The organism is Paramuribaculum intestinale (assembly GCF_003024925.1).
In the GTDB taxonomy this organism is placed as follows: Bacteria; Bacteroidota; Bacteroidia; order Bacteroidales; family Muribaculaceae; genus Paramuribaculum; species Paramuribaculum intestinale.
Map to the genome: position 1 here is coordinate 1 of NZ_PUED01000091.1, position 10,572 is coordinate 10,572.

The window sequence follows — 10,572 nt, forward strand, 5'->3', positions numbered from 1 at the left end:
AGTGTCACGGTAGTGTTTTTTGACGGAAACGGGCGGTGCTATGCGACAAATGCCGGGTGCGGCCGGGGTGTCGGGGCAGTAATTTTGCAGAAAAACCGATGAAAGCTATGGAACAGACTATGACGGATATGCTGACAACAAGAATGGGATTGATCGCCGCGCTTGTAGCGATCGATTACGTGTGCGTGCTTCTGGCCGTGCTGGCCGATCTGCGGAGCGGCATCCTTAAGGCGCGGCGCCAGGGGGTGAAACGTACTTCGAAGGGGCTGCGCCGGTCGGTCGAGAAGGCCGGACGCTACTACGTGATGCTGTTCGCTATGACGCTGATCGACGCCATGGTGTGCGGCGCGCTGCTGTTTGTCGCCGCGGCCGACGGTCCGTCGCTCCCGCCGTTGCCGGTGTTCTCCACTCTGGGCGCAGTGGGGCTGGCCATGATAGAGCTTAAGAGCATCTACGAGAACGCGCAGGACAAAAGCGATTATGACCGGATCATCGGTCAGCTGCGAAAGCTGCTCGACGACCCGGCCATAAAAGGGCGGCTTCTCGAAGCCATGGGGCTGAAGAAGCCTGAATGACGGCTATAGGGTGTTATTTCACCTGTATGAATTCGATTGTCGCAGGGGTTTCGGCAGGAGCCAGACCGGTGGAGTCGGGCACGAGATAATTCTTGCCGGCATTGCCGCCCTGACGGAGGGTGAATCCGTTGTCGGTGCGCTCGATCACGAAGGTGTGCCATTCGGCGTCGAACGGATTGGAGCTGTCGCTGACTGTGAATGCGCCGCGCTCGTTGACGTAGCGGCCGTCCTTGGCATTGACTATAGAGTAGCGTCCGGTGGCGGGATCGTAGGTGACGCGCCATATCTGACGGTCGGGGTTGACATCATCCTCGGCCGTCTGCCATATCGGCCGTCCTCCGGTGGAGCCTGCTTCGGGATTGCCGAGCCACTGTCCGTTGCAGCGCAGACGATAGCTGCCGTTCTCGAGCGCGAGCTGCGGGAACACGTCGCTGCGGTGGCCGAACCGGTGACGGTATTCGTCGACCATGATGCTGACGCCTCGGCGCAGCAGCGGCTCGGCATAGAGCGATCCCACCATGGGATAGGCCACCTTGACCGATCCGGGGAAGTCGCGCGAGGCGATCTTCGATGCGCTGTCGGTCAGCGCGGCATAGTCGAGATAGCGGTCGACGAATGCCACGCTGTCGGCCTTGAACAGAGCCGTGTACATCTCGGTGGCGAGAACTCCGCGGCTGCCGAGCATCCGGGCCGCTTCGATCCACGGGCGTATCTCCGAGAGCATAGAGTCGGCCGGAGAGGCTTCGAGAAGGGTGGCAGTTGCGTCGCGCAGTGATCCGAACTCAGCGGCAAAGGCTTCGGCGGCTTCGGGCATATAAGCGCGGCTCATGGGCTGCTCGTAGGTGTCGATAAGTGTCTTGAGTTCGGGCGACTCGTTGAAGCGGCGCAGGCGATGGGTGTTCTGCCCCAGGTCGACGTTGTAGAGGCAGAACTTGCGGAACGCCTCCTCGCGGCCGGGCTGTAGTCGTTCGGTGGCCAGCAGCCATGACTGCTGAGGGTCGTAGGCCGACGGATTCCACAGAAAATCGGCATTGCTGAACAGGCTGAGTTTCGAGGCGTGGGCGTATTCCATGGGGTTGGCCGTAAAGCCGCTGACCATGGCTGTGGCCTCAGGCTCGTTGCCGGTGAACGGACCCATCAGCAGGTGGTTGATGCAGTAGTCGGTGACCGGATAGTTGAGCCAGATGAATGCCTTGCGGCCTATCTGCGGGTTGATCCACTCCATGTCGGCCACGTCGATCATGTCTACCACAGAATTGCCTGTCCACATCACTTCTATCGACGGATCCATCACCGAGATGTCGGCGAGATAGGAGGGCTGGAACGATCCTTTCCACGCCTTGTTGTAGAGCGACGGACACATAATGAACAGTTCTATGTCAGGGTGACGGTCGATGAAGTTGCGCTTCACGTAGTCCATATACTGTGCGTGGAGCTTGCCGTCGGCCTGTTTGCCGAACACATCGTCGAAGAATATCGAGAAATTGCGGAAACCGAGGTCATACATCTGCTCGAACTTGCGCACCGTGGCTTCGTTGTCGGCGTCGTTCCACTGATGGTCGCCGGCAGGATGTATGCCCCACACGAAGCGCACTTTGTGGCGCCGGGCCTCGTCGTTGAGGGCTTTCATGCGCGCTGCCTCTTCGGCCGGATACAGCTCGCGCCATTTCGCGCGGTGGTAGGGGTCGTCCTTGGGACCGTAGATATAGGTGTCGAGCTTGTTGCGTCCGTAGAATGCAAATTGGTCAATGCGGTCGTCGAAGCTCCATGCGTTGCCGTAGAACCCTTCGACCACGCCTCGGGAGGGTGTCGAAGGCCAGTCGGATATGTCGACGCTCATCACTTCGGGCTGCGAGGCCACCTGCAGGAATGTCTGCACACCATAGTAGGTGCCTGTCGGATCGTTGCCGGCGATGATCACTTCGTCGGGACGCACGCGAAGAAAATAGCCCTGCGGCTGACCGGGGATGCTGTCGGCCACGGCACGGACAGCCTTGTCGCCTCGCTGACCTATGGTCACCTTCACGCCTTTGCCTTTGGCAAACTGCGACAGAAGGGCGTCGACGGCGTCGCGGTCGGCCTTGTCGATCCCTTTGATGTCGATCGCTGAGGGGCGGTCGAAGGCTTTCTGTCCCCATGCGATGCGCTGCGGCGTGGGGGAGATGGATGTCTGCTGCGCTGTGGCGCCGGTTGCCACGCCGGCCATGAGTGTCAGGGCGAGAGCGGCTTTCAGGATGGTGTTATGTGTCATGTATGTCGGTGTAGTTGTTTTAGTAAAGAAGTGTGCCTGAGATGCACCAGTAGCTGTTGCTTGATCCGGCCGGTTTGCCCTGCGGTATTTTTACGGTGAGCTTATGCTTGCCGGCGGCAAGGTTGCCCAGATAGATGTACTCGGGGTTGGTCACCGTGCCCGGACACCAGTTGGAGCGGCTGAGGTCGGAGGAGCTGAGGCCGTTGGCGAAGTTGCCCGAGCAGGGATTGTTGTTTCGGTAAGTGCCGCAGTCGTCGCGCCAGGGTATGAATGTGATCACTTCGCGTCCGTCGAGTATGATGGTGTTGGTCTTCTTGTTGAACTCGTCGCCGCCTCCCCAGCCGCCGTGGCCGGTGGTGGTGTAGCAGAGCATGGCGTTCTCCACCGGATGGTCGAGGGTGAATTCCGTCTGCAGCGAGTCGTTGAGCATGAATATAGGGTAGGGCTGTCCGGCCTGTTCGAGATAGTTGACGGTGTTGAACAGGGGCATGGCCGTGAATTTGCGGTCACCGCCGCCGGGGTAATATTTCAGATCGAGCGATAGTATGTGGCCGCGGCCGTCCCAGTTGCCGATGTAGGCTCCGATCCACTGTTCGCCGCTGAGATGCGATGCCAGATCGGAGATTTCAGTCTTGTAGAGTACGGAGTCGACCCATTCCTGGCCGGGTACGACGTTTTTGTTGAAGGCTCTGACGCCGAATCCGGTGAAAAATCTCATCAGTTCGAGAGGAGCGTCGTAGCCGTCGGTCGAAACGAGTCCGTGGTAGGCTGTGCTGTCGCTGACGAAAGCCGGCACCGACTTGAGGTTGCGGATGGCGTCGACAAACGACTGTTTCTTGCCGGTCGGAATCACGAATATTGATCCGGTGCGGTCGTAGGCGTCGCCCTCGGAATATTGCACCACTTCGGCGAATATCGAGCGGTCGGCTGCGGCGGCTGAGTCGGGAAGGGTGACTTTCCTGATGACTATCGTGCCTCCTCCGACGTTGTAGACCTCGCCGTCGTTGAGTGCGTCGGGGATGGCCGCGCCGGAGAAGTTGATGCGGGCGTGGTCGAAGACGGGCACGGTGATCACGCCGCTCTGGTTGATGGCATAGAGATATTCCGGATCGGAGAGCCGTTCGCCCCACTGGGCGGGAAAGAGGCTGCCGTCGGGGCGGAATGCCTTGATGTCGACGGCTTCCTGCACCGATTCGCCGTTGCGGGTCACTTTCAGGACGAGTCCGGAGGGAACGCCTACGCCGGGCTGCGGTGTGCCTTCAAAGGGGAGGGCGTCGGTGTAGCAGATGTCGATGGTGTTGGAATTGATGCTTGTGCGGGCCACGGTGCAGTCGAGGCCGAGCACTTTTTCGCGGCCTATCACACGCATGGCGCTGTCGGATGCGAAATCTCTCGCCGACGAAATCTCACGGCCTCCCGGGAGCTGGGCCACTTTATACCACTGCCTGGTGGCGTAGTCGATGTAGGTATTCTGCACGGGTGCGTCGCCGCGACGTCCGCGGCCGTTGTCGGCAGTCGAGATCCTGACCTGCTCGCCGCTGATGCTGACGATGGTGGCCCCGGGATATGTGCGTCCTTTGTACGACGACTCATAGGTGACCTCTATGGCTTTGGCGCCACGAAGCTTCTTGACATAGTTGACCGCTGCTTCCGTAGGGAAAGTGGCGATGACGGCCATTATGAGCGCCATCATTCCTGCTGCTGATCTTTTCATGGTTGGGTTGATGTGAAATTTGTTGTTATTGCCTATGCAAAGTTAGGCATAAAAAAGCAAAAGTCAATGAGCGGTTGTCGTTGAGTGGCATATAATGGCTGATCCGTCCCGGAGCGCGTGTACGGCTCCGGGGCGGATCGGTCGGTTATAGTAATCAATCAGTTATGGACTGTGGCTGTCGTGGCGGCAAGGGCTTCGAGAAGCTGGTCGGGCGTGATGCCGAGCAGACGCATCTCTTCGGCCAGAGCGGGCACGGTCGACGAGAAGAAGTCTTCGCGGCGTGTGGCGGCTATGCGTTGCGGGGCGTCGTCGGTGAGATAGAATCCCATGCCGCGCCGCGGGGCGATGATGCCGTGCGACTGCAGAAACTCGAAGGCTTTGAGCACGGTGTGGGTGTTGACGGTCATCATCACCGCAAGCTCGCGCACCGAGGGAATGCGGCTGCCCGGAGGCCATTCGCCGGCGAGGATGCGCGCGAAGCAGTAGTCGGCTATCTGCCGGTATATGGGTCGTTCGGTCTTGAATTCCATTATAGACTGGTTGGGTGTGACTTCTGTGTGCCTGTGTGGTGGAGAGGGGGTTGATTCAGAGATTGTCTAAATTTATATAATACGGATTTTGAGAAGGATTGTCAGATGGATTTTTGTCTGTGATGAGGGAGTGTAGCCGTAGCTACATGACCGAGGAACAAACAAAAAGACGCTGGAAAGACTCTCAAAAGCAAAGTGATATGAATTTTAGACAATCTCTCATAGCTGCCGGTCGCGTATTTTTCTTACGGCGAGTATTATCAACACGGCCGTGACGATGATGGTCATGGCTACATACCACCACATGACAGGCATGATGATGTCGAACATGAGGCGTGTTATCTCCTCCTGTTGGGGCACGGCGTGGTCGATTCTGCTTATGAACTCATGCTTGAAGCCGAGCACTGTCACTATGGCCATGATGCCTGCGGTCAGAGAGCTGGCTATCAGACTGACTACTGTCCATACGATGGGCATGAGCACCCGGTGGCGGCGGTAGCTGACCACCGACAGCAGGCAGACAGCCGTGGGGAGAAGCGCGCTCGCATACTGCAGGATGGAAATGGGTGGCGTGAGCAGCTGTCGCGTAGGGTTCAGGTTGCACAGGCTGGCTCCGTCTACGAAAATACGTGCGAAGAGCGTGGCGAGGAGAGCCGCCGCAAGTATCGCTGCGGGGAGGACTACGAAGGTGTAGAGTGTCATCATGGCCGCTTTCTCGTTTTTCGTGGCGGGAAACATCACTTCGGCCATAGGGCTGGATCCGATCGCGAACACGAGCGGACCGAGATACATGGCCATGGAGATTATCGATATGAATATCGATCCGAAGAAAATTCCGGCGGCCGTGGTGGATATGATCATGGCGGCGGCGAAGATGACGAATGCTCCTGCGGTGTAGATGGCCAGATGCTGCTTTATGGCCGGAAACATGCGGCTGTAGGCTATGGCGCGGCCTATGCTGAAGGTGTTGTCAGGTGTCTGGTTCATAGCTGCTGTTGTCTGTGGCTGTTGATAAGTGAGGTTATGATGTCGGCGCGGTCACTCTGGAGCGCCATGTAGAGGAGGTTGTAGTCGATGTCGGTCTCGGTGTCGGCGCCGGCTGCGGTGATGGAGCGGAACAGTCCGGCCGACTGATGGGCGAATATCGCTTCGACGGGAGGTATCATGCCGGCGGTGAACGCCACTGCCGAGAGTATGTCGGTCAGAGTCGCGGCGAGCTGCAGACGGTTGCGGCGCAGGGCTATGACACCGTCGAAAATGTTGTGGAAGTCGTGGGTGACGTGGGTCGACACGATGATGGTGCGGTCGTCGCCGGCGGCCTCGGCGAGCATCCGGCCGAGTGTCTCTTTCGATCCTATGTCGAGTCCGTTGGCCGGTTCGTCGAGCAGCAGCACCTGTGTGCGGAGTGCGAGTGCGACGGCGATAAGGGATTTGCGTCGGTTGCCGAGCGACAGACGGTCGAGGCGTTCGCGGCCGGTGAGGCCGAAGCATGCGAGGTAGTCGGCAAGGAGTCCGGCGTCAAATCCGGCGTAGGCTTTGGCAGCCGTGTGCGCGAATGCGAGGGCTGTTCCGCCGGGCAGTGTCATGTCGTCGCCGAGAAAGAATATCTTTTCGAGCAGTGCGGGTTGCCTCAGGCGCGGCGACATGCCGTCGATTTCTACGCTTCCGGCCGTGGGGTATAGAAGTCCGGCTATGATATGGAGCAGCGTGGTCTTTCCGGTTCCGTTTTCGCCCAGAAGCAGGTGTATGCCGGGCGAGATGGCCGCCGTGATGTCCGACAGGGCTTCCGGGCCTTTCGGATAGCGGTAGCAGAGGTTGTTGAACGTGATCATGATGCTATGATATGGGTGGGGGTTTTCTTGGAAGTCGGTCAGTTGCGGCGCGGTATCAGCCCGGTTGAAACGGTGATCATGCAGGCTGCCGGAACCGCTCCGAGCAGCAGCTCTATCCAGCTGAGCGCGGTGTCGGCAGCCGGGCTGCCTTCGGCGGCTGCTCCGGGTATTATCGACGCCGCTATGCCGCGGAGATCTCCGGCCAGGTATGCGTCGGTAAATGTAGCGTCGGGGGTGGTGTCATGCTCGGCATTGCGTGTGGCCGAGGTGATTATTTCATTGGCGGTTTCGGCGATGTCGGTGGTGGAGGAGTGTGTGAAGCTGTGTGTGGCCGCAAGCGCTATGCCTGCGGCGAATACTACCAAAGCAGTGAGAATGAGAGTCTTTTTCATCGTCGGTGGTGTAATGATTTACTGTTGTACGCATCTACAACACCGCAAAGGTAAGAAGATTCTTTTAATCTCCAAAATAATCTTCCAAAAAATCTGATAGAACCAATAAGGAGCTAAGAGATTGTCAAAATTTATATAATACGGATTTTGAGAAGGATTGTCAGATGGATTTTTGTTTGTGATGAGGGAGTGTAGCCGTAGCTACATTACCGGGGAGCAAACAAAAAGACGCTGGAACGACTCTCAAAAGCAAAGTGATATAAATTTTGGACAATCTCTAATATTTGCCCCAGCCGGAGCGGTCGAGGGCGCGGTAGCTGACGGCTTCGCGCATGTGCTCGGGGAGTATGTCGGGCGATCCGGCAAGGTCGGCTATGGTGCGCGACACTTTCAGTATGCGGTCGTAGGCGCGCGCCGACATGTTGAGGCGTATCATGGTGTCGCGCAATATTTTCATCGCTTCGGGCGTGGGGCGCACATGTGTCGACAGCAGGCGTGAGGTCATCTGTGCGTTGCAGTGCACTCCCTTGCAGTCGCTGAATCTCTCTTCCTGCACCTTGCGCGCGCTGACCACGCGCTGGCGTATGGTCTCGCTCGATTCTCCCGGACGGCCGCTCTGCATCTCGTCGAAGTCCACCGGAAGTATCTCCACCTGTATGTCGATGCGGTCGAGCAGCGGGCCTGAGATGCGGTTGAGGTAGCGGTCGACGGCTCCGGGCTGGCACAGACACTGGCGGGTTGGATGGTTGTAGTAGCCGCAGGGACAGGGGTTCATGCTCGCCACGAGCATGAATCCGGCGGGGTATTCGATGGAATAGCGGGCGCGCGAAATGCTGATGGTGCGGTCTTCAAGGGGTTGGCGCATCACTTCGAGCACCGAGCGCGAGAATTCGGGAAATTCGTCGAGAAACAATACGCCGTTGTGGGCCAGGGATATTTCGCCGGGCATTGGATTGGCTCCCCCGCCGACGAGCGCCACGGGCGATATGGTGTGGTGGGGCGAGCGGAACGGACGTGTGGTGAGCAGGCGTGAGCCCGATTTCAGTTTGCCGGCCACTGAGTGGATCTTGGTGGTTTCGAGGGCTTCCTGTAGCGTCAGCGGAGGCAGAATGGATGGCAGTCGCTTTGCCATCATGGATTTGCCCGATCCGGGAGGGCCTACGAGAAGTATGTTGTGGCCTCCGGCGCACGCTACCTCGAAGGCGCGCTTCACCTGTTCCTGGCCTTTGACTTCGGCGAAATCATAGTCGAACACCGACGATTCGGCGGCAAATTCGGCGCGGGTGTCTACCTGTGTCGGAGCGAGGGGAACCGTGCCGCAAAGCAGGTCGATCACCTGCCGCAGGCTGTCGGCGCCGTAGACGTCGAGATTGTTGACCACGGCGGCTTCCGTGGCATTGTCGTGCGGCACGATCATGCCTCTGAATCCGAGCGAGCGGGCTTTTATGGCCATGGGCAGCACACCTTTGATGGGGAGCAGCGATCCGTCGAGCGACAGTTCGCCCATGATCATCATCCCTTCGAGGCTCTCCGGCGGGATCTTGCCGTCAGCGGCAAGGGCGCCGATGGCTATGGGCAGATCGTAGGCGGCCCCCTCTTTGCGCACGTCGGCCGGACTGAGATTGATGGTCACTTTGCGTCGCGGCCACCCTGTGCCGCTCTGAGTCATGGCGGCCTGCACGCGCTGATAGCTCTCTTTGACGGCTGTGTCGGGCAGGCCGACCATGCAGAAGGAGAATCCTTGTTCAACGACTGTTTCGATGGTGACGACTATGGCGTCGATGCCTTGCACGGCGGCTCCGTAGGTCTTGACAAGCATATCGTGGAGGAGAAATAAATAGTGTGGTGGGGAGGGAGTGGGATTGGGAAGGGGCTATTTATGGCGGAGTATGCGGTCGGCGGCTGTGATGGCGGCTGTGGCGCTGCTTCCGCGATAGATCTGTGTGCCGGTGGAGTCGGCTACGATGAAGAACGGCACTCTCGGCACTGCAAGCCGACGCATCGACGGCGATGCTATCGCGGCCGGAGCCCAGGCCTGAATCCACGATGCGGAGTCGCGGGCGGTCAGTCGTTTCCATTCGGCCGAGTCGGGCGCGAGTGTCACCTCGACGGCTTTGAAACGGCGGCGCGGCAGGCTGTCGGCGAGCTGACGCAGGGCCGCAGTGACGGAGTCGCGTTGGCGGGGCATTGCCGAGGTGAAGGCGATGATGCTTGCCGACTGGTTGTAGGGCGCATAATAGACGGTGGTGTCGCGGCGGTCGTAGAGGGTCATGTTGGGCACTTTGCCGCGCGCTTCGCTCGATATCTGGGTGGCGAGCACTTCGCTGAAGTTGTGCATGACCTCCTGCGGGCGTGCTTCGGGATCGATGCGTGCTATGAGCGAATCGGCTTCGGCCTCATGGCCGGGAGTGCGGAAGGCGGTGACCATGATGGCTGCGGCGCAGAGTTCTGTGGAGTTGCTTCCGACGAATTCGGTCACAAGACGGTTGACCTCGGCGTCGCTGCCCGATGTGAGAGCCTGTCGGTTTCCGGTCACGAACCGCCACAGTTTCTCGCTCTGACTGTTGCCCGAAAGGCTTTCGAGTCCGGTCATGGCGCTGTCGACGGTGAGCTTGATCTTGTCGCCGTTGTCAACGATGAGCGAGGCTGCGGGCGCTCCTCCAGATATGGTGAGCAGGGCGAGGGTGGGACGTGTCGACGAGCCTTTGATCGTGAACCGGCCATCTTTGGCTACAGCCGATGTGCGCCGTATGCCGCCGTCGGCATAATATGTCAGCTCAATGTTGGCTGTCGCGCCGTCGGGAAGCCGGCCCTCGACTGTGAAATGGTCGGGGCTGCTGCAGCTCCACAGGAGCAGCGGCCATAGCATGGCGGCGGCGATTCGGATACGTATCGGCATCAGTAGGCGGGCATGTTGGCGAGGTTCCACAGATTGAGATAGGCGGCGCGTGTGATGTCGACAGTCTTGTCCCAGTTGATCCGTTCGGTGTGGTCCGATGGCATGTGGTAGTCGGGATGTCCGTCGGTGTGGTACCATATTACAGGCACGTCGCGCTTGGCAAACGATCCGTTGTCGCCACCGCCTATGGGGCGGTCCCACGGGCGGTAGTTGGGCTTCAGCCGGAGTCCGCGCTCAGTTATGTCGTTGCGGAGCCACTGTTCGAATGCCGGATGTGCCTCGGTGTAGAAATAGACCACATGCTCGGGGTTGGATTCGTCGTTGTTGCGGCCTATCATGTCGAAGTTGAGATAGCCTTTGATCTTTGACGGTTCGGGCC

Annotated in this window: 10 protein-coding genes; 1 reads left to right on the plus strand and 9 read right to left on the minus strand. The window is 59.1% G+C overall.

Features of this window, described 5'->3' with window-relative positions:
- Positions 1 to 107: 107 nt before the first annotated feature.
- A complete protein-coding gene (locus tag C5O24_RS07930) occupies positions 108 to 575 on the plus strand; it encodes a phage holin family protein (RefSeq protein WP_161553851.1) in 468 nt (155 codons plus the stop codon).
- A 13-nt stretch (positions 576 to 588) separates the two neighbouring features.
- Here the strand turns inward: C5O24_RS07930 and C5O24_RS07935 are convergent, their stop codons facing one another.
- The 9 genes from C5O24_RS07935 to C5O24_RS07975 form a co-directional block, all read right to left on the minus strand.
- Complete coding sequence (locus C5O24_RS07935) at positions 589 to 2,826, minus strand: beta-N-acetylglucosaminidase domain-containing protein (RefSeq protein WP_107681681.1); 2,238 nt, start codon at positions 2,824 to 2,826, stop codon at positions 589 to 591.
- Positions 2,827 to 2,845: 19 nt separating this feature from the next.
- Positions 2,846 to 4,540, minus strand: coding sequence for a peptide-N-glycosidase F-related protein (locus C5O24_RS07940; RefSeq protein ID WP_107035979.1), 1,695 nt, complete (start codon positions 4,538 to 4,540; stop codon positions 2,846 to 2,848).
- Between the two features lie 158 nt (positions 4,541 to 4,698).
- A complete protein-coding gene (locus C5O24_RS07945; protein ID WP_107035980.1) occupies positions 4,699 to 5,070 on the minus strand; it encodes a GntR family transcriptional regulator in 372 nt (123 codons plus the stop codon).
- 219 nt (positions 5,071 to 5,289) lie between these two features.
- Entirely contained in the window at positions 5,290 to 6,057 is a 768-nt protein-coding gene (locus C5O24_RS07950; RefSeq protein ID WP_107035981.1) for a hypothetical protein, read from the minus strand.
- Positions 6,054 to 6,902, minus strand: a complete 849-nt coding sequence (locus tag C5O24_RS07955) for an ATP-binding cassette domain-containing protein (protein ID WP_107035982.1) — start codon at positions 6,900 to 6,902, stop codon at positions 6,054 to 6,056. The genes C5O24_RS07950 and C5O24_RS07955 overlap by 4 nt, the downstream gene beginning before the upstream one ends.
- A gap of 38 nt (positions 6,903 to 6,940) precedes the next feature.
- A complete protein-coding gene (locus C5O24_RS07960; RefSeq protein WP_107035983.1) occupies positions 6,941 to 7,294 on the minus strand; it encodes a hypothetical protein in 354 nt (117 codons plus the stop codon).
- Positions 7,295 to 7,571: 277 nt separating this feature from the next.
- Positions 7,572 to 9,113: a YifB family Mg chelatase-like AAA ATPase gene (locus C5O24_RS07965; RefSeq protein WP_107681682.1), complete on the minus strand. Its 1,542-nt coding sequence runs from the start codon at positions 9,111 to 9,113 to the stop codon at positions 7,572 to 7,574.
- A gap of 54 nt (positions 9,114 to 9,167) precedes the next feature.
- Positions 9,168 to 10,223 carry a DUF4369 domain-containing protein gene (locus tag C5O24_RS07970; RefSeq protein WP_161553852.1) on the minus strand — a complete coding sequence of 352 codons (1,056 nt, stop codon included), beginning with the start codon at positions 10,221 to 10,223 and terminating at the stop codon, positions 9,168 to 9,170.
- Positions 10,193 to 10,572: M28 family metallopeptidase (locus C5O24_RS07975; protein ID WP_133165503.1), on the minus strand; the 380-nt coding region annotated here is incomplete at its 5' end. The genes C5O24_RS07970 and C5O24_RS07975, both read right to left, overlap by 31 nt.